A 20,761-nucleotide genomic window follows, 5' to 3' on the forward strand; every position below is an offset into this window, starting at 1 on the left:
CGCCGCCGTCTTCAGAGCAGGGCGTAGGTGGTGGTGGCCTGGGCGGCGAGCTTGCCGTCGGCGCCCAGGATGTCGATCTGCCCGAAGGCCAGGCTCTTGCCGCTGCGCAGCACCTGGGCATCGATCAGGCAATGCGTGCCGCTGACGGGGCGCAGAAAGCTGGTCTGCAGCTGCACCGTGGTCATGGGCCGGAACTCGCCCAGCGTGGCCATCATGGCCAGCACCATGGCGGTGTCGGCCGCGGCCATCGCGGCCTGCCCGCACATCACGCCGCCCACGTGCACGAACTCGGGTTTGACCGGCAGGCGCAACCGCACGCGGCCGGGCTCGGCGCTCAGCACCTCCAGGCCCATCTGGGCGATCCAGGGCGCAAAGATGCGCGGAATTTCCTGCTGGAGCTGCTCGATCTGCATGGGTGGCGGGCCTGGGTGGAAGCGAAGGCGCCAGCATAGCCGCGCGGCATGCCGCGCTGGTGTCCATCAGGGCGCGTACAGCACTTTCATGCTGGCATCGACCTGGCTGGCGTCCAGATAGGCGATCGCGCCCGGGTTGGCCAGCAGCGCGGCGCGCAGCTGCGCCGGATCGGCGAACTCGCGCGGCGCATGGCCCTTGCCGCTGAACACCAGGCGCGACCAGGCGGCCTTGACCTGGGCCGCATCGCGCTCCAGCACCCTGGCGTAGAACTCGTCGCGCAGCGCACCGCCGCTGGCCAGCAGCTGTGGCGCGCTGCCGTCGGGCAGGGCGCGCGCCTGCCCGAGGTAGAGCTCGCTCACCTCCTGCCTGCTGAGCCGGGCCAGCGGGCTCCGCGCCGAGCTCACCACCACCGGCTGGCTCACCAGGTAGCGGGCCAGGATGCGCTCGATCTGCCCGCTGCTGCGCAGCCGCTCGATGGCGGCGAGCATGAGTTCGCCGCCGCCGCCGCCGCTGCCGCCACCAGCCTCGCCGCGCCCGCTCTTGGGCACGGCGCAACGGAACTCGGCCTTGAACAGCGGCAGCCGCCAGTAGGCGATGTTGTGCCCGGGGTTGGCGCGCTGGTACCAGCTCACCTCGCGCTGCTCGGCGATCGCGTAGGGCACGCGGTTGAGGCTGAGCTTTTGCAGCGAGCGCTCGATGGCGATGGTGTCGTCGCGCCGCAGCCGGCCGTCGGCCACGCGCTCGTCGACGCCGGGATAGACGAAGCCCAGCACCGTGCCCAGCGCCTGGCCGCGCGGCAGCTGCTCGAGGCTGGCCAGGGCCTCGGCGGTCTGGTGGCCCACCAGCACGTTCTCCAGCTCCAGCAGCGGGCTGCTCCACAGGTATTGCTCGGGCATACGCGTGAACTCGGGGCTCAGATGGCAGCGCAGGTCGATCTCGCCGGCGGCCACGGCGGCATCCACGCGCGGGCGCGGCAGCAGCACATGCTGGACCGGCAGGCGCAGCGCCTCGCCGATCGCCTGGGCCAGATCGAAGTCGATGCCGCCCACCAGCGCGCCGTCCTTGAAGATCGCATAGGGCGCGCCCCAGGCCGGGATCACCGCCATGCGCAGCGGTCTGGGCTCGGCGGCGCCGGCCGGCCGGCCCGGTAGCAGCAGGTAAAGACAGAGCAAGAGGCGCAGCAGCATGGCCAGGTTCAGAACACGAGGTCGAGGTTGAGCGTCAGCACCCGCACCTGCCCGTCCCAGCGCGGGCCGGTATAGCCGCCCAGCGGCGGTGCGAAGGGGTAGCTCACCACGGTGTTGAGGCCCAGCCCGGTCTCGCGCGTGTGGCGCAGGCTCTCGAGCTGGAGTTTCAGCGCCAGGTTCTCGCGCAGATCCCAGCGCAGGCCCAGCTGCCAGATGTGGCGGTCGTTGGGCGCTTGCAGATAGCGGTCGAGGGCCGCGTTCGCCGCGGCCGCCGCGGGCCCGGCCTGCGCATCGGTGAGCAGGCCCAGCGGCGCCTCGGTGAAGCGCTGCTGGCCGATCACCGCATAGGGCGTGAAGGCGCCCAGGCGCAGGCTGGCCTGCAGATACCAGGCGCGCACATCGGGGATTAGCAGGCCGTCCGAGGCGCGCCGCATGGCCTCGCCCTGCAGGGCGAAGCGGCCGTTGTCGTAGACCATGGCGATGGTCTCGGTGCGCACCTGCAGGCCCTGCGCGCGGCCGCGCGCGTCCAGCACCGCGGTGCAGTTGCTGCAGCCGGTGCTGCCCGAGCGCAGCTGCGCAAACAGCTGCTCGAACACCGGCAGCTGCGCGTCGATGCGGTACTGGGCATGGGCCAGCCGCAGCGTCCAGTTGCGCCGCGTCCATTTGCCGACCAGGGTGGCGACGCGGTCGGCGTCGATGGAGCCGGTCGCGACCTCGACCTTGGAGCGTCCCAGCGCCGCCTCCAGGCTCAGGTCCCCCTGCGATCCATGCTGGTTCCAGAGCGCGTTCGCGCCGTCCACATGGGTAATGGGATTGAGCTGGTAGACGGTGTTGGCCGGCCGCACCGCGGTCTGGGCATAGCCGAGGTAGCGGGTGTCCGAGTTCAGGAACACCGGCAGCGAGGTGCGCCCGAGCTTGAGCTGCAGCTGCGGGCCGGCGTCCCAGGCGGCGTACAGCCATTCGACGCGCGGGCGCAGGCGGTCCGGCACCTCGTCCTTGGCGATCAGCTGCAGCACCGCGCGGGTCTCGCCGGGCGTTTTCAGCGTCAGCTGCAGGCCGGCGAGGCTGTCGCCGTCCAGGCGCCATTGCCGCAGCGAGGCCGCGGGCGCGCGGGAGTCGGCGCGCACGCTGGCCACCGGGTCGTCGGCGCGGTATGCACCCAGGGTGCCAAAACCATCCAGTGCCAGCCAGTCGGGCAGGCCGGCTGCGGCGGCGGCCGGCGGCCCGCCCAGGCACAGCAGCGCGGCGGCCATGGCGAGGCGGCGCGTCATTGGAATTCCTGCGGCATGGCGCGATGGTAAGGCCGACCCGGGGGCGCGATCTGCTGGCAAACCGCAGGTGGATTAGGTGAATTCGCGTAACGACTACGTAAAGCCATACGTAGTACGCTCGGCGGCGTTGCGAACACAGCTTGATTGGAGACAGCAATGAACAAGCTTTATCCCAGTGCGGCCGCCGCGCTGGATGGCATCGTCAAGGACGGCCAGCTGCTGGCCGTTGGCGGCTTCGGCCTCTGCGGCATTCCCGAGGCCCTCATCGCCGCGCTGCGCGATACCGGGGTGAAGCAGCTGACGGTGATCTCCAACAATGCCGGCGTGGACGGCTTCGGCCTCGGCCAGCTGCTCGAGACGCGCCAGATCAAGAAGATGATCTCCAGCTATGTGGGCGAGAACAAGGAGTTCGAGCGCCAGTACCTGGCGGGCGAGCTGGAGCTGGAGTTCACGCCCCAGGGCACGCTGGCCGAGAAGCTGCGCGCCGGCGGCGCCGGCATCCCGGCCTTCTACACCCGCACCGGCGTGGGCACCATCGTCGCCGAGGGCAAGGAGCTGCGCGAGTTCGATGGCCATACCTACGTGATGGAGCACGCGCTCAACCCCGAGGTGGCGCTGGTGAAGGCGCATACCGCCGACAAGAGCGGCAACCTGGTGTTCCGTCGCACCGCGCGCAACTTCAACCCGGCCGCCGCGATGGCCGGCAAGATCACCGTGGTGGAAGTGGAGCATGTGGTCGAGACCGGCAGCATCGACCCCGACGCGGTGCACCTGCCCGGCATCTATGTGCACCGCATCGTGCACAACCCGAACCCCGAGAAGCGCATCGAGAAGCGCACTCTGAGCGAAAAGAAGGGAGCCTGAGATGGCCTGGACGCAAGACCAAATGGCGGCGCGCGCCGCACAGGAGCTCGAAGACGGCTTCTATGTGAACCTGGGCATCGGCATCCCCACCCTGGTGGCCAACTTCGTGCCGGCTGACAAGGAAGTCTGGCTGCAGAGCGAGAACGGCATGCTGGGCATCGGCCCGTTCCCGACCGAGGACGAGGTCGACGCCGACCTCATCAACGCCGGCAAGCAGACCGTCACCACCATCGCCGGCTCCAGCATCTTCGGCAGCCACGACAGCTTCGCGATGATCCGCGGCGGCAAGATCAACCTCTCCATCCTCGGCGCCATGCAGGTGAGCGAGCAGGGCGATCTGGCCAACTGGATGATCCCCGGCAAGATGGTCAAGGGCATGGGCGGCGCGATGGACCTGGTGGCCGGCGTGAAGCGCGTGATCGTGCTGATGGAGCATGTGGCGCGCAAGAAGGACGGCAGCACCGACCTGAAGATCTTGCCCAGCTGCACCCTGCCGCTCACTGGCGTGGGCGTGGTCAACCGCATCATCACCGACCTCGCCGTGATGGACGTGACCCCCGAGGGGCTCAAGCTCGTCGAGCTGGCCGACGGCGTCACGCGTGAGGAGGTGCAGGCCAAGACCGGCGTGCCTTTGCGCTGATCCCGGCGTTTGTGCCATCCCTAGTCTGCAGCGCCTATATGCTGGCTTGCGCGGCCCGTCCTGACACAAAATCGCGCTCGGCTCATCCACAAGGTGGATGGCGCCGGGCCGGTGGAACAGGGGGCACAAGATGCAAGCGTTGCTGCAATCCCAGGGCGTTGACGAGCCGCGCCTGAGCTGGGCGGGGCTGGGTCTGGCGGACTATCGCGGGCCCGAACGGCGCCGCCGCGCGACCGGGCTGAGCCTGCCGAGCGGCCTGTTCTCGCGCGCCCTGGACGAAATCGATCTGGGGCTGCTGCTGGTCACCGAGAGCGGCCAGCTGCATTACGCCAACCACATGGCGCGCAGCCGCCTGGCCCACCATGCCGGGCTGTGCCTGCACAACGACTGCCTGAGCGCCAGCCTGGATGCCGACCAGCTGCGTCTGAAGGCGGCCCTGCAGGCCGCCGCCCTGCAGGGCCTCAGGCGGCTCATCACGCTGGGCAGTGGCGCGGCACGGCTGATGCTGTCGGTGATCCCGATGGCGCTGGGCGACAACCGGCCCGGCGCCCTGGTGCTGCTGGGCAAGCAGCAGCTCTGCGGCGAGCTCTCCATCCATGCCTTTGCGCGCGAGCATCGCCTCACCAGCGCCGAGCAGCAGGTGCTGCAGGCGCTGTGCGAGGGGCTGCAGCCGCAGGACATCGCCGCCAAGCACCAGGTGGCCGTCTCCACCATCCGCACCCAGATCGCCAGCCTGCGCGCCAAGACCCAGGCCGAAAGCATCCGCGACCTGGTGGGCATGGTGGCCATGCTGCCGCCCATGCTGGGCGTGCTGCGCGGCCCGACCCAGGGCTGAGCTCCCGCTGCGGCTAGGATGGCGGCCTCGGCATCCACTCCTACGCCCTCATGCGCTTGTTCGTGAAATGGCTGGCCCTGGCGCTGGGCCCGGCCCTGCTGCTGGCCTGTGCCAGCCCGCCCCCGCCTCCGCTCGCACCGGCCCAACCCGAAGCGGCGAGCGGCTGGACCGCCAAGCCCGGTTGGGCGACCCGGCATTTCGCGGTGGCCGCGGCCAATCCGCAGGCGGTGGAGGCCGGCTACCAGATCCTCAAGGCCGGCGGCAACGCGCTTGACGCCGCCATCGCCACCCAGCTGGTGCTGGCCCTGGTGGAGCCGCAGTCCAGCGGCATCGGTGGCGGCGCCTTTCTGATGCATTGGGATGGGCGGAACCTGAGCGCCTGGGACGGGCGTGAGACCGCGCCTGCCGCGGTGGATGAGCGGCTCTTCATCAAGCCCGACGGCCGCCCCATGAGCATGGGCGAGGCGGTGGTGGGCGGCCGCGCGGTCGGCACGCCCGGCGTGCTGGCGATGCTGGAGGCCGCGCATCGCCGCCATGGGCGCTTGCCTTGGGCGCGCCTGTTCGAGCCCGCCATCGCGCTCAGTGAACAGGGCTTCGAGGTCGGCGCGCGCATGCACCTGCTGCTCGGCGGCGCCAGCGGTTTGCGCCGCGATGCGGTGGCGGCGCGCTATTTCTTCGACGCCGAGGGCAAGCCCTGGCCCCAGGGCCAGCGCCTGCGCAACCCGGCGCTGGCCGAGGTGCTGCGGCGCATCGCCGCCGAGGGCAGCGAGCAGGCCTTCTACCGCGGCAGCGTGGCCCGCGACATGGTGCGCCGGGTGCGCGGCCATGCCGGCAACCCCGGCCTGCTCAGCGAGGCCGACCTGGCCGCCTACCGGCCGCGCGAGCGCCAGCCGCTGTGCACCGACTGGCGCCGCGACGCGCCTGCGGGCGCCGGCCCGGGCTGGCGCGTCTGTGGCTTTCCGCCGCCGTCTTCCGGCCACCTGACGGTGATGCAGATCCTGGCCATGCTGCCGCCCGGCGACGCCGCCCGCGATCTGCAGGACGGCAAGCCGCGCGCGGCCTGGCTGCACCGCTATCTGGAGGCCTCGCGCCTGGCCTTTGCCGACCGCGCCCAGTACATCGCTGATCCCGATTTCGTCGGCGCGCCGGCGGGCGACTGGGCGAGCCTGCTGGACCCCGACTACCTGCGCCAGCGCGCCGCCTTGATCGGCCCGCGCAGCATGGGCGAGGCGCAGGCCGGCACGCCGCGCCAGGCGCGCAGCGCCCATGCGCCGCAGGCCGCGCAGGTCGAGCATGGCACCAGCCATATCAGCGTGATCGATGGCGAGGGCCACGCGGTGGCGCTCACCACCACGGTGGAGGCGGCCTTCGGGGCGCAGATCATGAGCGATGGCGGCACCGGCCTGGTGGGGGGCTTCGTGCTCAACAACCAGCTCACCGATTTCTCCATGCTGCCGCGCGATGCCCAGGGCCGGCCGGTGGCCAACCGCGTCGAGCCCGGCAAGCGCCCGCGCTCCAGCATGAGCCCGACCCTGGTGTTCGACCCGCGCGACGGTCGCCTGCTGATGAGCCTGGGCTCACCGGGCGGGCAGGCCATCATCCATTTCGTGGCCAAGACCCTGCTGGCCACGCAGGACTGGGGCATGGACGTGCAGAGCGCCATCAACCTGCCCAATGTGGGCAACTTCAACGGCCCCTCGGTGCTGGAGCGCGGCCTGCTGCCGCCGGCCACGGTGCAGGGCCTGCGCGCGCTGGGTCACCAGGTGATCGAGCTCGATTTCCCCAGCGGCCTGCAGGCGATCGAGCGCCGCGGCAGCGGCTGGTTCGGCGGCGCCGACCCGCGCCGCGAGGGCATCGTCAAGGGCGATTGAGCGGCCGCTTGAAGAACGGCAGGTCGGGCAGGTTGGGGAGCTTGGGCAAGGGGGGCCGCCAGGGCTTGCCGGTCAGCTGCGCGCTGATGGCGGCCTTCAGCGGCGGCAGCCGCCCGGCCAGCGCCAGCACGCCGCGCCGCAGCAGGCGTGCGCCGGGGCGCTCGTCGGTGAACAGCTTCACCACCGCATTGGTGCCCTGGTAGATCGGCCAGGTGGCGCGGCGGTGTTCGGCCGCATAGCGTTGCAGCAGGGCGGCGTCGCCAGGGTCGGCCGCACCCTTCAGCAGCCCGGCCAGGGTCTGCACGCCATAGAGCCCGAAGTTGTAGCCATGCGCGGTGACCGGGTGCATGCCCACCGCGGCATCGCCGATGAGGGTAAAGCGCTGCGCGGCGAAGCGGTGTGCGTAGGTGGCCACCAGCGGGTAATGGTGGCGCGGGCCGATCAGCTGCAGCTTGCCCAGCTGGCCCAGGCTTTGTTCCTGCACCCAGGCGGTGAAGCGCGCCTCGTCCCAGGCGAGCATCTCCTGCAGCGGCTGGCTGTCCATCGTCAGCACCAGCGAGCTCTGGCGGCCATTGAGCGGCAGCCAGGCCATGGTGTGGCCGTAGTGGAAGCATTCCAGCGCGGTGGCCTCGTGGTCTTTTTCCTCATGCGCCATGCGGCAGACAATCACGCCGCGGCCGAAGTCGCGCATCTCGGCGCCGATGCCGGCCAGGCGGCGGGCGTTGGAGAAGCGGCTGTCGGCGGCGATCAAGAGCGGGGCCCGCAGCGTTTCGCCACTCTCCAGCGTGACGCTGGCCGCGTCGGCCTGCAGGCTCAGGCTGCGCATGCGCGCCTCGCAGCGTAGCTGGATCAGGCCGGCGCGGCGCAGCGCGCCCTGGTAGGCGATGCGGCGCAGCCAGTGGTTGGGCACCAGGGCGCCCAGCTGCCCCGCAGCATCGGGCTCGCCGGGCTCGAAACCCAGGAAGCGCGGCTCGCTACCGTCGAACACATGGGCGCGCCTGAGCGGCGAGATCTGCTCCGGGGGCAGGTCTTGCCAGGCGCCGAGCTGCTGCAGCACCGCCATGCCGCGGTGGGTGAGCGCGATCTCGCGGCCGTCCTCGGCCGGGTCGGCGATCTGCGCCAGCGGCGCCTGTTCCAGCACGGTGCTGGCGAAGCCGGCATCCGCCAGCGCGGCGGCCATGGAGAGGCCGGCCGGGCCGGCGCCGATGATGAGGACTTGGGGCTGTTGCTCTGCTTGCATCCGGCGAGGCTAAGGCCGGGCGGCCCGCCGCGCCTTGATCCGGCTCAGGTTTTGCGCAGGGCCAGCAGGCTGGCGATGGCCGTGCCGGCGAACAGCAGGCCGGCCCAGACCTCGTAGGGCGCGCCCAGCACCGTGTAGGCCGAGGCCTCGGAGCAGGAGGCCGTCACCATGAAGACCGAGGGCAGCAGGGTCTCCAGATCCAGCGCGGTGAGGATGCGGTCGGCCAGGGTCATGTCGCAGGAGGCCAGCTTGGACACCACCTCATGCTGGTAGATGGCGGCCGTGAGCCCCGCCAGGGCCAGCAGGCCGCAGACCAGCAGGCTGGCCTTGCGCAGCGCCGGCTGGCGCTTGCCCAGCCAGCCCAGGCCGGCGCAGGCGGCCAGCAGCAGGAAGATGCCGCGCTGCATCACGCACCAGGGGCAGGGCTTCACATTGAAGGCATGCTGGGCGATCAGGGCGAAGGCCACCGAGCCCAGGCTGGCCAGCGCGATCAGGCCGAGCGTGCGGGCCGGCAGTTTCGAGGGCGTGAGGAACATCAGGCGGCTTCGGCGCTGTCGTGGATCTCGGCGATCAGCTCGATCTCAACGCAGGCACCCAGCGGGATCTGCGCCACGCCGAAGGCGCTGCGCGCATGCTTGCCGGCCTCGCCGAAGACCTCGCCCAGCAGCTCGGAGCAGCCGTTGGTGACCAGGTGCTGCTCGGTGAAATCGGGCGTGCTGTTCACCAGGCTCATCACCTTGACGATGCGGCTGATCTTGTTCAGATCGCCCACAGCGGCGTGCAGGGTGCCGATCAGGTCGATGGCGATGGCGCGGGCGGCCAGCTTGCCGGTGGCGGTGTCCACGTCCTTGCCCAGTTGGCCCACCCAGGGCTTGCCGTCCTGCTTGGCGATATGGCCCGAGACGAAGAGCAGCTTGCCGCTGCGCACAAAGGGCACATAGGCGGCGGCCGGCACGGCCAGCGGCGGCGGCGTGATGCCCAGGGCATTCAGGCGGTCATACACATTGTTGCTGGCGGGGGTGGCGCTCATGGCTGTTCGCAGACTCAAAAAGGGGTTAGAACTTTGGCGCGCATCCTACACCGGCAGCCAATTCCGGCGCCCGGAGCGACAGGGAGTGGTGAAGCATCATGCTGGCGACGACGAGACCCGCGCCGCGTGCCTGGCATGGCGTGGTGTTGATGCTGGCCTGGCTGGGCGGCCTGGCGCTGCTGCAGCAATGCGCGCGCCTGCCGGCGCCGGCCGAGCTGGCGGGCCTGCTGCTGCTGGCCGGGCTGGCGCTTGGCCTGGCACGCCTGCTGCCGCACCGGCGCCTGGCTTGTCGCGCGGGGCTCGCCGCCCTGGCGCTGGCGCTGCTGGCCTTTGCGCAGGGCGCCTGGCGCGCCGAGCAGCGCCGCGCGCTCGAGCTGCCCAGCGCCTGGGAGGGTCAGGACTTGCTGCTGCGCGGCCGCATCGCCTCGCTGCCCCAGGCGGTGCAGGGCCATGGCGGCGCGGCCGGCTGGCGCTTCGAGTTCGAGCCGGAGCCTGCGGCAGGCGACCCGCTGACATCGCCACTGCCCCTGCCACCACGCCTGCTGCTGAGCTGGTACGGCGAGGCCGACGGCCCCGCGCCGCCCCTGCAGGCGGGCGAACGCTGGCAGCTGCCGCTGCGCTTGCGCCGCGTGCATGGCCTGGCCAACCCCCGGGCCTTCGACCATGAGCTCTGGATGTTCGAGCGCGGCCTGCGCGCCACCGGGGTGGTGCGGCCCGGCGCGGCCGCGCAGCGCCTCGCCGCCGCACCCTGGTGGGCGCTGCTGCGCTGGCGCCAGGCCCTGCGCAGCGCCATCCAGGCGCAGCTGGGCAGTGCCGATGCCGCCAGCGCCGCCAGTGCCGGTGTGCTGGCGGCGCTCAGCCTGGGCGATCAGGCCGCCATCGCCCGGCATGAGTGGGACCTGTTCCGCGACACCTCGGTCGCGCACCTGATGAGCATCTCGGGCCTGCATGTCACCATGTTTGCCTGGTTGGCCGCCGGGCTGGCGGCGCGCCTGTGGCGGCGCAGCGCCTGGTTGTGCCTGCGCCTGCCGGCGCCGCTGGCGGCTGAGGCGCTGGGCGTGCTGGCGGCCTGGGCCTATGCGGAATTTTCCGGCTGGGCCGTGCCCTCGCAACGCACCGTCTGGATGCTGCTGGTGCTGGCCCTGCTGCGCCTGACCGGCTGGCGCTGGCCCTGGCCGATGTGCCTGCTGGCCTCGGCCTGCGTCGTTACCCTGCTCGATCCCTGGGCCATCGCCCAGCCGGGCTTCTGGTTGTCCTTCGCCGCGGTGGGCCTGCTGATGGGCAGTGCTTCCGACAGCGCCCATGTCGCGGGGTCAGGTCTTGCCAAGGCCCTGCACCAGACCCTGCGGCAGGCTCTGCATGGCCAGTGGGTCGCCACCCTGGGCCTGGCGCCGCTGACCCTGCTGTTCTTCCAGCAGCTCTCGCTGGTGGGCTTGCTGGCCAATCTGCTCGCCATTCCCCTGGTGAGCTTCGTGATCACGCCGCTGGCCCTGCTGGGTGCCGCTTCGCCCTGGCTGTGGCAGCTGGATGCCTGGATCGTGCAGGGCCTGCTGGGCTATCTGGAATGGCTGGCCAGTTGGCCTCTGGCGGTGTGGCGCGTGCCGGTTGCGCCGGCATGGGCGCAGCTGCTGGGCCTGCTGGGCGGCGCGCTGCTGGTGCTGCCGCTGCCCTGGCGCGCGCGCGGCCTGGGCCTGCTGCTGGCCCTGCCGCTGCTGTGGCCCGCGCCGGCGCGCCCCGGGGAGGGCGAGTTCGAACTGCTGGCGGCCGATATCGGCCAGGGCAATGCGGTGCTGGTGCGCACCGCCGGCCATGCGCTGCTCTACGACGCCGGCCCGCAGGTCGCCCCGGGCATCGATGCCGGCCAGCGCGTGCTGCTGCCGCTGCTGCGCGCGATGGGGCAGGGCCGGCTGGACCTGTTGCTGCTGAGTCATCGCGACAAGGACCATGTGGGCGGCGCCGGCTCGCTGCTGGCGGCCCTGCCGATCGCCGGCCTGCTCAGCTCGCTGGAGCCCGCGCATCCGCTGCTGCAGGGTGGCCCGCCGGCGCAGCGCTGCGAGCGCGGCCAGCGCTGGCGCTGGGACGGCGTGGACTTCGAGTTGCTGCACCCGGCCGCCGCCGACTATGCGCAGCAGCCCGCCAAGAGCAATGCGCGTTCCTGCGTGCTGCGCATCATCAGCAGGGGCGGTAGCGCCGGCGGCCGCGCCGCCCTGCTGACCGGCGACATCGAGGCCGAGCAGGAGGCCCTGCTGCTGGCGCGCGGTGGCGCAGCGCTGGCCAGCGAGGTGCTGCTGGTGCCCCACCACGGCAGCAAGACCTCGTCCACCGAGGCCTTCATCGCCGCGGTGGCACCGCGCCTGGCACTGGTGCAGGCCGGCTACCGTAACCGCTTCGGCCACCCGGCGCTGCAAAGCCTGGCGCGCTACCAGGCCCAGGGCAGCCAGCTGCTCGCCAGCCCCTCGTGCGGCGCCTGGGGCTGGCGCAGCAGCGACGGCGCCTGGTGGTGCCAACGCGAACGCGAGCGGCGCTATTGGCATTGGCGCGATGACGGGCCGGCCGCGGGTGACGCGATGGGGCCGGAGCCGGAGGCGGGCTATGGCTTCTGAACGCCGGCGCCCGCCGCCCGCCATGCCGCCAGCGTGCGGCCCAGTTCGATCACCGCCATGGCGTAGTAGCTGGACCAGTTGTAGCGCGTCAGTGTGAAGAAATTCTCGCTGCCGGCGACATAGCTGGGTGCGGCGTCGCCGTTCTGCAGCTCGATCACCGCCAGCAGGCCGGCATGGGCCTGGCCGGCCTCGACCAGGCGCGCACCCTGTTCGGCCAGTTGCGCGGCCGTGAAGCTGGGCTTGATGTCGGGCGCCAGCAGCGTGGCGCGCGCCGCGGTGTCGACCGGCAGCGCGATCTCGAAATGCGTGGGCAGACCGCGTTGCCAGCCATGATTGGCGAGGAAATTGGCCACCGAGCCGATCGCGTCTTCGGGGCTGGCGATCAGGTCGATGCGGCCGCTGGCATCGAAGTCCACCGCATGGCGGTTCCAGCTGCCGGGCATGAACTGGCCGTAGCCCAGCGCGCCGGCATAGGAGCCCTTCACGGCCAGTGGGTCCAGGCCCTCGCGCTGGCACAGCAGCAGGAACTGCCGGAGCTCCTCGCGGAAGAATTCGCTGCGGTCCTTGCGGCCGGGCGGGAAGTCGAAGCTCAGGGTGGCGAGCACGTCGATGACGCGGAAGCCGCCCATGATCTGGCCGTAGAAGGTCTCCACGCCGATGATGCCGGCCACGATCTCGGCCGGCACGCCATAGCGTTCCTCGGCGCGCGCCAGCGCCGCCTCATGCTGCTGCCAGAAGGCCAGGCCGGCGGCCAGCCGACGGGGCTCGACGAAGCGGGCGCGGTAGGCCGCCCAGTCCTTGGCCGTGCCCACCGGCGGCGGCATGATGAGTTGCTGCACCCTGGGGTGGCGTTGCGCCTGGGCCAGCAGGTGGCGCAGCGCGGCGGGCTCGTAGCCGAGCTCCTGGGCGTGCTGGTCGGCAAAGCGCATCACGTCGGCGCGCTCGCCATAGGCCTGCGGCGTGGCGGCCTTGGCATGTTTGGCCTTGGCGGGGGCAGCGTGCTGGCGCGGCGGCTTGGCTTGCACCGATGGGGCGAGCAGGCAGGCGACGAGCGCAAGGGAAAGAAATTGTGCGAGACGAGGGCGCAAGGCGAGGCTACTTTCGGGTCAGATGGCGGCTGCGCAACGGAGCTGCCGCGCGGGTGAATTCTCGCTGCCATCGCCAGCGCGCCAGCAGGCCAAGCGCGGGCGCCGGCGCCGCGGCATAGCGGCTGCGCTCCAGCTCCAGCAGCAGCTCGGCCAGCGGCGCGGCCGCGCTGCCATGCCGGGCCATCAGCAGTTCGGCCCACTGGCGCAGGCCCTGGTGGGCCTGGGCGGCAATGCCCAGCCGTGCGAGCCGGGCCATCAGCCATTGGCGCTGGCGCGACCAGGCGTCGTGCGGCCGTGCCTGCCAGCTCGCCCACAGCCCGCCGGCCGCGGCGATCAGCGCGATCAGGCCGGCGCTGAGCTGGCCCAGCGCGCTCCAGTCGGGCGCGCTCCAACCCAGGCGCTTGAGCAGATCGAACTGGTCGCTGCGCGAATAGCCCAGCACGGCCTGCTGCCAGCGGTTGTTGATGGTCTCCCAGGCGCGCCGCATTTGCAGCCAGAGGGCGGGGTTGACCTGCCCGAGCGCGCCGGCCAGCGGCCCCGGCGGCGGGCGCAGCGGCTGGCCACCGCGTATGCGCTCGGGCGCCACGGCGGCGGTCGGATCGGCGCGCAGCCAGCCGCGGCCGGGCACCCAGTATTCGGCCCAGGCATGGGCCTGGCTGTTGCGCACCACCAGATAGCCATCCTGCAGCTCGGCATCGGCGCCCTGGAAGCCGGTCACCACCCGCGCCGGCACGCCCATGGCGCGCATCACCACCACGAAGGCGGAGGCGAAATGTTCGCAAAAGCCCAGGCGCCGATCGAACCAGAACTCGTCCACCAGGTGCGGGCTGGTCTCGCCGTAGCGGCCCGGCGCGAGCGTGTAGATGAACTCCTCGCTGCGCACATGGGCCAGCACCGCGTCCGCCAGGGCGACGGGCAGGCGGCTCGCGTCCAGGTCGGCAAAGCGCGGCTGGCGGCGCAGCTCGCTGGCCCAGCCAAGGGTGCGCGGGTTGCGGCTGGGCGGCAATTCCAGATAGGGCTGCAGGCCCAGGTCCGCTTGCAGCGGGCCGACGCGGTAGTCCAGGTAGGCGCTGGCCTGCAGGCGCAGGCGCTCGGTGATGGGGCGCGGCGCCTGCCATTGCAGGTCCAGGCCGCGCCGCAGGCTCAGCTCGCCCGCCTGCAGCTCGCTGCCCGGCGCTTCGGGGCTCATCTCCAGCAGCGGCACCACCGGCAGCCGCAGCGGCTCCAGCGTGAGCTCGTAGCGCAGGCGCGGGCCGGCCACCTCGGGCGGGCTGGCGCTGCGGCGGCTGAACTGGCTGAAGGCATCGCCGACCGCGCGCGCGCGCCAGGTCCTGCCGTCGAACAGCGTCAGCACCGGGCCGCGGAAGTACAGCGCCCAGGGCGGCGGCAGCACCACGCCGGGCTCGAAGCGCAGCCGCAGCGCGATGCTGTCGTCGTTGGCCAGCTCGGCCACGCCGCCGAACTCCATCTGGTTGGACAGGCCGGTGCGGCCGGTCGCGTCGCTGGGCACGCCCCACAGCGGCCCGATGCGCGGGAACAGCAGATACAGCGCCACCATCACCGGCAGCCCCCACAAGGTGTTGCGCGCGGCGTGGCGTGCCGCCAGGCGCAGGTGCGGCTGGCCCACCGGCATCTGCGCCAGGATCAGCGCGGCCAGCAGGCCCCAGACGGTGGCCAGGGTCCACAGCGCGGTGAGCAGGGACTGCGAGTAGAGGAACTGCGTCAGCACCAGGAAGAAGCCGAGGAAGAACACCACGAAGGCATCGCGGCGTGCGCGCAGCTCCATGGTCTTGAGCGCCATCAGCATCACCAGCATGGTCAGCCCGGGCTCGCGGCCCACCAGCCGGTGGTGCGTCAGCAGGGTCAGGCCCAGCACCAGCAGCAGCGCCGCCAGCAGGGTCCAGCGCCCCGGCAGTGCCGCGCTGCGCCAGGCCAGCACGCCGCGCCACAGCAGCACCAGGGCGGTGATGGCGCTGCACCACAGCGGCAGATGTTCGGCATGCGGCGCCACCGCTGCGGCGATCACCGCCAGCAGGAACAAGGTGTCGCGGGCCTCGCGCGGCAGCGGCTTCATGCGCGCTCCTGGGCGCGCGCCAGCAATTCCAGGCAGGCCTGCCGGTGCGCCGGTCCGGCATCGGGCCCGAGGCTCTGGCCGCCCAGGCGCAGGCCATAGGGCAGGGCTTGCGCATCGGCGCGCAGCACCCAGGCGCACAGGCGCGACAGCCGCGCCTCCCAGGCCAGGCCCTGGGTCTGGCCCAGCTCCAGCCAGAGCTCGTGGCCGCGCGGGCTGCGCGTGTCGCGCACCCAGAGCTGGGCATCGCCATCGCCGGCCTGGGCGGCCTTCTTCCAGAGGATCTGGCGCGGCGAATCGCCGCGGCGGTAGCCGCGCACCTCGTCCAGGTCCTGCCCGGGCAGGGGGGCGAGCTGCACGGCCCGCTGCGGATCCGCCGCGCCGCTGCCGGCCGGCAGCGGCGGGCAGGGCTGCTCGGGCGCGGGATAGACCCAGACCTGGCTGGCCGGCCGCCACACGCTCCAGGCGCCGAACAGGCCGAAGGGGAAGCGCGTCTCGATGCGCAGCGTGGGCAGCTCGTGCAGGCCGCGCCGCGGCATGGCCAGGCGCAACTGCAGCTGGCTGTGGCCCTGGGCCGGCACGTCGGTCCAGGCGCGCTGCTCGGCGCGCTGCTCGGCGGCGCGCAGGCCGATGCCGTAGCGCGCCGCGGCCGGGTTGTGCAGGCGGATCTGCAGGCCCGCCTCTTCGCCGGCGAACACCGGCGCGGGGGCGCGCAGGTCAAGGCTTAGGCCGCGCAGATTCGCGTGCGTCACATGCATGGAGACAAAGCCCGCACCGGTGAGCAGAAAGGTCAGCAGATAGCCCAGGCTGAGCTGCTCGTTGATGGAGGCCAGCAACAGCACCAGCAGGGTGGCGCAGAAGAACAGGCCCGGGCGGCTGGGCAGGATGTAGATATTGCGCTGGACCATCAGGTGCGTGTCGCTGGGCGGGTGGCGCAGCGACCACCAGGCCTGGAAGCGCTGGCGCGGCTTGCTCAGCATGGCGCCGTCAGGGGATGGGCACCGCTTCGATCATGGCGCGCACCTGCTCGCGCGCGCCGCGCCCGCTGCTCGCGCGCGGCGTGAGGCGGTGCGCGATGGTCTGCGGCAGGATGGCCTGCACATCCTCGGGCGAGACATAGTCGCGCCCGCTCAGCAAGGCCTTGGCGCGCGCGGCACGCAGCACCGCCAGGCCGGCGCGCGGGCTCAGCCCCTCGGTGAACCAGTGGCCCGAGCGGGTGGCGGCGAGCAGGGCCTGCAGATAGTCCAGCAGCGCGTCGGCGGCATGCACCTGCAGCACCGCCTGCTGTGCCGCCAGCACCTGGGCCGGCGTCATCACCGGCTCGAGTGCGCGGATCGCGGCGCGGCTGTCCTGGCCCTGCAGCAGTTCGCGCTCCGAGGCCTGGTCGGGATAGCCCAGGCTGATGCACATCAGGAAGCGGTCCAGCTGCGATTCGGGCAGCGGGTAGGTGCCCAGCTGCTCGCTGGGGTTCTGCGTGGCGATCACGAAGAAGGGCTGGGGCAGGGCATGGGTGGTGCCGTCGGCGCTGACCTGGAACTCCTCCATCGCCTCCAGCAGCGCGCTCTGCGTCTTCGGGCCGGCGCGGTTGATCTCGTCGGCCAGCAAGACCTGTGCGAATACCGGACCGGGGTGGAAGCGGAACTTGCCGCCGTCTTTTTCGTAGATGCTCACGCCCAGCAGGTCGGAGGGCATCAGGTCGGCGGTGAACTGCACGCGCGAGAACTGCAGGCCCATCGAGCGCGCCAGCGTATGCGCCAGCGTGGTCTTGCCCACTCCCGGCATGTCCTCGATCAACAAGTGGCCACCGGCGATCAAACAAGCCACGCAGTCGGCGACCTGCGCGGATTTGCCTTTGATGATCGTGCTAATCTGGTGCTGCAATGCCTGGAGTTGGTGCGCCAGCGCGGACTGCGAGTCTCGTTGCGTCATGCGGCGCACCTTAACCCAAAACAGCGAAGTACGAGGTTTCTGCCCGCATGTCCACCGCCTATCTCAGCCACCCCGATTGCCGCCGTCACGACATGGGTGCCGGCCACCCGGAATGCCCGCAGCGCCTGGATGCGATCGAGGACTGGTTGATCGCCCACGGCCTGGATGTGGCGCTGACCCGGCACGATGCACCACAGGCGCGCATCAGCGATGTGGAGCTCGCCCACACGCACGGCTATGTGGCGGAGATCCGCGACACGCTGGAGACCCTGGCCGCCACCGGCGAGACGCGCGCCGTCGACCCCGACACCATCGCCAACCCCTATACCTGGGCCGCGGCCCTGCGCGCCGCCGGCGCCGCGGTGCGCGCCACCGATCTGGTGATCGACCGCCAGGCCGAGAACGCTTTCTGCGCGGTGCGCCCGCCCGGCCACCATGCCACGCGCGACCAGAGCATGGGCTTTTGCTTCTTCAACAACGTGGCGATCGCGGCGCGCCATGCGCTGGACGTGCGCGGCCTCAAGCGCGTGGCGGTGGTGGACTTCGACGTGCACCATGGCAACGGCACCGAGGACATCCTGGCCGGCGACGAGCGCGTGCTGATGGTGAGCATCTTCCAGCATCCGCTCTACCCCTATTCGGGCGCCGTGCCCCAGGGCGAGAACATGGTCAACGTGCCGATCCCGGCCTACACGCGTGGCGCCGAGATCCGCGAAATGATCGAGGCCATGTGGATGCCGGCGCTGGAGCGCTTCCGGCCCGAGATGATCTTCATCTCGGCCGGCTTCGATGCGCACCGCGAGGACGACCTCGGCCAGCTCGGCCTGGTGGAGGCCGATTACGAGTGGATCACCATGCGGGTGAAGGACATGGCCGAGCGCCATGCCAAGGGTCGCATCGTCTCGGTGCTGGAGGGCGGCTACCATCTCGGGGCCCTGGCGCGCAGCGTCGGCGTCCATTTGCGGGTGCTGGCTGGCGTCTGAACTCCGAGTCGACGAATTGAATCAGACCTTCAGTTTTGAAGAGCTGCAGGCCTTGCTGGCCTCGCTGCTCAGCCCCTCCGCATTGACCGAACTGGGCCTGCTGCTGGCCTGCATGGGCCTGGCCTGGCTGATCGTCTGGCGCCTCAAGCAGCGCTTGCAGCAGCGCGCGCGCTCGGTGCTGCTGGGCAGCCATGTGGTGGACGGCGTGCTGTTCCCGGTGCTGGCGCTGCTGCTGGCGCTGGGCGCGCGCCGCGCCATCCCGCTGCTGGGCCTGAAGGTGGCGGTGTTCAAGCTCGTCATCCCGGTGCTGACCTCGCTGGTGGTGATACGCCTGATCGCGCGCGTGCTGCGCGCCGCCTTGCCCGATTCGGGCTGGATCCGGCTGCTGGAGCGCAGCGTCTCCTGGCTGGCCTGGGGCGGCTCCATCCTCTGGATCATCGGCGTGCTGCCGATGGTGATGGAGGAGCTGGACGATGTGCGCTGGAAGGTCGGCGCCACCCAGGTCTCGCTGCGCGCCATGATCGAGGGCGGCCTCACCGCGGCCTTCGTGCTGGTGCTGGCGCTGTGGATCTCCTCGGCGATCGAGCAGCGCCTGTTGCGCAACACCAGCGTCGATCTGTCGATGCGCAAGATCGCCGCCAACCTGACGCGCGCGCTGCTGATGTTCATCGGCCTGCTGGTGGCGCTGACCGCCGCCGGCATCGACCTCACCGCCTTGGGCGTGCTGGGCGGCGCTTTGGGCGTGGGCATCGGCTTCGGCCTGCAGAAGCTGGCCGCCAACTATGTGTCGGGCTTCGTGATCCTGGCCGAGCGCTCGCTGCGCATCGGCGACATGGTGAAGGTGGACAACTTCGAGGGCCGCATCAGCGACATCAAGACCCGCTACACGGTGATACGCGCGCTCAATGGCCGCGAAGCCATCATCCCCAACGAGACCCTGATCACCCAGCGGGTGGAGAACTCCTCGCTGGCCGACCCGCAGGTGCTGCTCAGCACCGTGGTGCAGGTGGCCTATGGCTGCGAGATCGAGGCGGTGATGGCGCAGTTGGCCGAGGCGGTGAAGGCGGTGCCGCGCGTGCTGCAGCAGCCCGGGCCGGCGGTGCAGCTGAGCAGCTTTGCCGCCGACGGCCTGGAGCTGACGGTGATGTTCTGGATTGCCGACCCCGAGAACGGGCAGGGCGGCGTGCGCTCCGACGTGAACCTGGCCATCCTGCGCTGCCTGAATGCGCTGGGGGTGGAGATTCCCTACCCCCAGCGGGTCGTGCATCAGGTCCAGGCGCCGTTCCCTCAGAGCGCGACTCAGAGCGCGATTTGAGCGGCGCGGTAGCTGCGCCGCCAATGCCAGGTCAGCCCGGCGGCGCCCAACAACAGCGCGCCGCTCAGGGCGCCCGGCCCCTGCAGCCCGAACAGGGCCCAGCAGGCCGCACCCGCGCCGGCATACAGCGCCGGCAGCTTCTCATACCAGTAGGCTGAGATCCACATCCCTCATCTCCCTCGACTTTTGCGATTCGTCGTGGCTGCGGGCGCTGGCCGCTTTTACTGCCGGCTCATGGCTGTCTCCGCATCCGTGGGAGGGATCTTCGCTTCTAGGGGCTTGCCAGGCCCATCCCCCGTGGGTAGGAGGCGGGCCCCTCAATCAGGGGGTCAGGCGCCGGCGTCCAGCACCACCCGGTAGCGCGCCTTGCCGCTGCGCAGATGCTCGACGGCCTCGTTCACCCGGCTCATCGGGAAGCGCTCCACCTGCGGCAGGATCTGGTGGCGCGCCGCGAAGTCCAGCATGCGCGCCAGCACCGCGGGGGCCGGCGTGGGCGAGGCCGAGAGGCTGCGCTGCCAGCTCAGCAGGCCGCCGCTCTTGATCGCCATCTTGTCGGTCACCACCCCCACCATGTGCATGCGGCCCTTGGGCGCGAGCGTGCCGATCAGCGCGTCCCACTCGAGGCTGGCGCCGACGGTGATGAGCAGGAAGTCGAGCGAGCCGGCGGCCGCCTTCAGCTCCTTGAGGTCGACGCTGGAGACGGTCTTGTGCGCGCCCAGCGCCAGTGCCTCCTCGCGCTTGGATGGCGAGGAGGTGAAGGCCGTGACCTCGCAACCCCAGGCGCGCGCGAACTTCACCGCCAGATGGCCCAGGCCGCCGATGCCCACCACGCCGACGCGGTCGGTGGGCTTGATGCTGTGGATCACGAAGGGCAGGAAGACGGTGCCGCCGCCGCACATCAGCGGGCCGGCCGCCGCCGGATCGAGCGCCGCGGGAATCGGCACGGCCCAGCTCCAGTGCGCGCGCAGGCGATCGGCAAAGCCGCCGTGGCGGCCGATGATGGTGGGCTGGCGCTGGCCGCAGAGGTTCTGCTCGCCGCCCAGGCAGAACTGGCAATGCGAGCAGCTGGCGGTGTGCCAGCCGATGCCGACGCGCTGGCCGATGCTGCGGCCCTTGGCACGCGGGCCCAGGGCGGTGACGATGCCGACCACCTCGTGGCCGGGCACCACCGGATAGCTGGCCGGGAACCATTCGCTGTCGACCATGGCGAGGTCGGAATGGCAGATGCCGCAATGCTCGACGCGGATCTCCACCTCTTCATCGCCCAGCGGGCCGGGGTCGTAGTCAAAGGGCTGCAGCGGGCCGCCGGCGGTGCTGGCGGCCCAGGCGTGGATCTGGCTCAAGATGGGCTCCTTGGGGTAGCAACGGATTCTCAAGCCTGCGCGCGCCCGGGCGGGTCACCCAGGCGACGCCCGCTGCC

Annotated in this window: 19 protein-coding genes; 7 read left to right on the forward strand and 12 right to left on the reverse strand. The window is 71.3% G+C overall.

Features of this window, described 5'->3' with window-relative positions:
• Nucleotides 1–11 precede the first annotated feature (11 nt).
• The 3 genes from AC3WQY_RS13370 to AC3WQY_RS13380 form a co-directional block, all read right to left on the reverse strand.
• Nucleotides 12–413 carry a PaaI family thioesterase gene (locus AC3WQY_RS13370; RefSeq protein WP_492709028.1) on the reverse strand — a complete coding sequence of 134 codons (402 nt, stop codon included), beginning with the start codon at nt 411–413 and terminating at the stop codon, nt 12–14.
• Between the two features lie 66 nt (nt 414–479).
• Nucleotides 480–1,601 (reverse strand): substrate-binding periplasmic protein, encoded by a 1,122-nt coding sequence (locus AC3WQY_RS13375; RefSeq protein WP_492709030.1) that lies wholly within the window; start codon nt 1,599–1,601, stop codon nt 480–482.
• Nucleotides 1,602–1,609: 8 nt separating this feature from the next.
• Complete coding sequence (locus AC3WQY_RS13380; protein ID WP_492709032.1) at nt 1,610–2,872, reverse strand: hypothetical protein; 1,263 nt, start codon at nt 2,870–2,872, stop codon at nt 1,610–1,612.
• 156 nt (nt 2,873–3,028) lie between these two features.
• Between AC3WQY_RS13380 and AC3WQY_RS13385 the strand changes: the two genes are divergently transcribed.
• The 4 genes from AC3WQY_RS13385 to AC3WQY_RS13400 all read left to right on the forward strand — a co-directional run bounded on the left by AC3WQY_RS13385 (nt 3,029) and on the right by AC3WQY_RS13400 (nt 7,082).
• Nucleotides 3,029–3,736, forward strand: a complete 708-nt coding sequence (locus tag AC3WQY_RS13385; protein WP_285232695.1) for a CoA transferase subunit A — start codon at nt 3,029–3,031, stop codon at nt 3,734–3,736.
• 1 nt (nt 3,737) lies between these two features.
• Nucleotides 3,738–4,376: a CoA transferase subunit B gene (locus AC3WQY_RS13390; protein ID WP_285232694.1), complete on the forward strand. Its 639-nt coding sequence runs from the start codon at nt 3,738–3,740 to the stop codon at nt 4,374–4,376.
• Between the two features lie 130 nt (nt 4,377–4,506).
• Nucleotides 4,507–5,211, forward strand: coding sequence for a helix-turn-helix transcriptional regulator (locus AC3WQY_RS13395; protein ID WP_285232693.1), 705 nt, complete (start codon nt 4,507–4,509; stop codon nt 5,209–5,211).
• Between the two features lie 50 nt (nt 5,212–5,261).
• A complete protein-coding gene (locus AC3WQY_RS13400) occupies nt 5,262–7,082 on the forward strand; it encodes a gamma-glutamyltransferase family protein (protein WP_492709035.1) in 1,821 nt (606 codons plus the stop codon).
• On the opposite strand, the gene ubiM is transcribed toward AC3WQY_RS13400, so the two are convergent.
• From ubiM to AC3WQY_RS13415, 3 genes are read right to left on the reverse strand one after another with little or no spacing between them, the layout of a single operon-like run.
• A complete protein-coding gene (gene ubiM / locus AC3WQY_RS13405) occupies nt 7,069–8,322 on the reverse strand; it encodes a 5-demethoxyubiquinol-8 5-hydroxylase UbiM (RefSeq protein ID WP_492709036.1) in 1,254 nt (417 codons plus the stop codon). The two genes, AC3WQY_RS13400 and ubiM, sit on opposite strands and share 14 nt — an antisense overlap.
• A gap of 44 nt (nt 8,323–8,366) precedes the next feature.
• Nucleotides 8,367–8,858 carry a disulfide bond formation protein B gene (locus AC3WQY_RS13410; protein ID WP_492709038.1) on the reverse strand — a complete coding sequence of 164 codons (492 nt, stop codon included), beginning with the start codon at nt 8,856–8,858 and terminating at the stop codon, nt 8,367–8,369.
• Nucleotides 8,858–9,352: a RidA family protein gene (locus AC3WQY_RS13415; RefSeq protein WP_285232689.1), complete on the reverse strand. Its 495-nt coding sequence runs from the start codon at nt 9,350–9,352 to the stop codon at nt 8,858–8,860. The genes AC3WQY_RS13410 and AC3WQY_RS13415 overlap by 1 nt, the downstream gene beginning before the upstream one ends.
• 98 nt (nt 9,353–9,450) lie before the next feature.
• Between AC3WQY_RS13415 and AC3WQY_RS13420 the strand changes: the two genes are divergently transcribed.
• On the forward strand, nt 9,451–11,955 hold the full coding sequence (locus AC3WQY_RS13420) for a DNA internalization-related competence protein ComEC/Rec2 (RefSeq protein ID WP_492709040.1): 2,505 nt from the start codon (nt 9,451–9,453) through the stop codon (nt 11,953–11,955).
• Here AC3WQY_RS13420 and mltB read toward each other — a convergent pair.
• The 4 genes from mltB to AC3WQY_RS13440 all read right to left on the reverse strand — a co-directional run bounded on the left by mltB (nt 11,943) and on the right by AC3WQY_RS13440 (nt 17,043).
• Nucleotides 11,943–12,980 carry a lytic murein transglycosylase B gene (gene mltB / locus AC3WQY_RS13425; protein WP_492709042.1) on the reverse strand — a complete coding sequence of 346 codons (1,038 nt, stop codon included), beginning with the start codon at nt 12,978–12,980 and terminating at the stop codon, nt 11,943–11,945. The genes AC3WQY_RS13420 and mltB overlap by 13 nt on opposite strands.
• Before the next feature lie 70 nt (nt 12,981–13,050).
• Nucleotides 13,051–15,117 carry a transglutaminase TgpA family protein gene (locus AC3WQY_RS13430; RefSeq protein WP_492709044.1) on the reverse strand — a complete coding sequence of 689 codons (2,067 nt, stop codon included), beginning with the start codon at nt 15,115–15,117 and terminating at the stop codon, nt 13,051–13,053.
• Nucleotides 15,114–16,094, reverse strand: a complete 981-nt coding sequence (locus tag AC3WQY_RS13435; protein WP_492709046.1) for a DUF58 domain-containing protein — start codon at nt 16,092–16,094, stop codon at nt 15,114–15,116. The genes AC3WQY_RS13430 and AC3WQY_RS13435 overlap by 4 nt, the downstream gene beginning before the upstream one ends.
• Nucleotides 16,095–16,101: 7 nt before the next feature.
• Entirely contained in the window at nt 16,102–17,043 is a 942-nt protein-coding gene (locus tag AC3WQY_RS13440; RefSeq protein ID WP_285232684.1) for an AAA family ATPase, read from the reverse strand.
• A 47-nt stretch (nt 17,044–17,090) separates the two neighbouring features.
• Between AC3WQY_RS13440 and AC3WQY_RS13445 the strand changes: the two genes are divergently transcribed.
• Both AC3WQY_RS13445 and AC3WQY_RS13450 read left to right on the forward strand, forming a co-directional pair.
• The gene (locus AC3WQY_RS13445; RefSeq protein ID WP_285232683.1) at nt 17,091–18,026 is read left to right on the forward strand and encodes a histone deacetylase family protein; all 936 of its coding nucleotides are present in this window, start codon (nt 17,091–17,093) and stop codon (nt 18,024–18,026) included.
• 16 nt (nt 18,027–18,042) lie between these two features.
• Nucleotides 18,043–19,341, forward strand: coding sequence for a mechanosensitive ion channel family protein (locus AC3WQY_RS13450; RefSeq protein ID WP_492709049.1), 1,299 nt, complete (start codon nt 18,043–18,045; stop codon nt 19,339–19,341).
• Here the strand turns inward: AC3WQY_RS13450 and AC3WQY_RS13455 are convergent.
• A complete protein-coding gene (locus tag AC3WQY_RS13455) occupies nt 19,326–19,508 on the reverse strand; it encodes a hypothetical protein (protein WP_492709051.1) in 183 nt (60 codons plus the stop codon). The two genes, AC3WQY_RS13450 and AC3WQY_RS13455, sit on opposite strands and share 16 nt — an antisense overlap.
• A 162-nt stretch (nt 19,509–19,670) precedes the next feature.
• Nucleotides 19,671–20,684 (reverse strand): NADPH-dependent aldehyde reductase Ahr, encoded by a 1,014-nt coding sequence (ahr, locus tag AC3WQY_RS13460; protein ID WP_492709053.1) that lies wholly within the window; start codon nt 20,682–20,684, stop codon nt 19,671–19,673.
• Nucleotides 20,685–20,761: the final 77 nt, after the last annotated feature.

This window comes from Roseateles sp. FW301-B2, assembly GCF_058788955.1.

Coding starts and splice junctions, on each gene's coding strand:
- AC3WQY_RS13395 (WP_285232693.1), top strand. CDS start 4,507: ATGCAAGCGTTGCTGCAATCCCAGGGCGTTGACGAGCCGCGCCTGAGC.
- AC3WQY_RS13385 (WP_285232695.1), top strand. CDS start 3,029: ATGAACAAGCTTTATCCCAGTGCGGCCGCCGCGCTGGATGGCATCGTC.
- AC3WQY_RS13390 (WP_285232694.1), top strand. CDS start 3,738: ATGGCCTGGACGCAAGACCAAATGGCGGCGCGCGCCGCACAGGAGCTC.
- ubiM (WP_492709036.1), bottom strand. CDS start 8,322: ATGCAAGCAGAGCAACAGCCCCAAGTCCTCATCATCGGCGCCGGCCCG.
- AC3WQY_RS13455 (WP_492709051.1), bottom strand. CDS start 19,508: ATGTGGATCTCAGCCTACTGGTATGAGAAGCTGCCGGCGCTGTATGCC.
- AC3WQY_RS13400 (WP_492709035.1), top strand. CDS start 5,262: ATGCGCTTGTTCGTGAAATGGCTGGCCCTGGCGCTGGGCCCGGCCCTG.
- AC3WQY_RS13380 (WP_492709032.1), bottom strand. CDS start 2,872: ATGACGCGCCGCCTCGCCATGGCCGCCGCGCTGCTGTGCCTGGGCGGG.
- AC3WQY_RS13445 (WP_285232683.1), top strand. CDS start 17,091: ATGTCCACCGCCTATCTCAGCCACCCCGATTGCCGCCGTCACGACATG.
- AC3WQY_RS13420 (WP_492709040.1), top strand. CDS start 9,451: ATGCTGGCGACGACGAGACCCGCGCCGCGTGCCTGGCATGGCGTGGTG.
- AC3WQY_RS13375 (WP_492709030.1), bottom strand. CDS start 1,601: ATGCTGCTGCGCCTCTTGCTCTGTCTTTACCTGCTGCTACCGGGCCGG.
- AC3WQY_RS13415 (WP_285232689.1), bottom strand. CDS start 9,352: ATGAGCGCCACCCCCGCCAGCAACAATGTGTATGACCGCCTGAATGCC.
- AC3WQY_RS13430 (WP_492709044.1), bottom strand. CDS start 15,117: ATGAAGCCGCTGCCGCGCGAGGCCCGCGACACCTTGTTCCTGCTGGCG.
- AC3WQY_RS13370 (WP_492709028.1), bottom strand. CDS start 413: ATGCAGATCGAGCAGCTCCAGCAGGAAATTCCGCGCATCTTTGCGCCC.
- AC3WQY_RS13410 (WP_492709038.1), bottom strand. CDS start 8,858: ATGTTCCTCACGCCCTCGAAACTGCCGGCCCGCACGCTCGGCCTGATC.
- AC3WQY_RS13435 (WP_492709046.1), bottom strand. CDS start 16,094: ATGCTGAGCAAGCCGCGCCAGCGCTTCCAGGCCTGGTGGTCGCTGCGC.
- AC3WQY_RS13440 (WP_285232684.1), bottom strand. CDS start 17,043: ATGACGCAACGAGACTCGCAGTCCGCGCTGGCGCACCAACTCCAGGCA.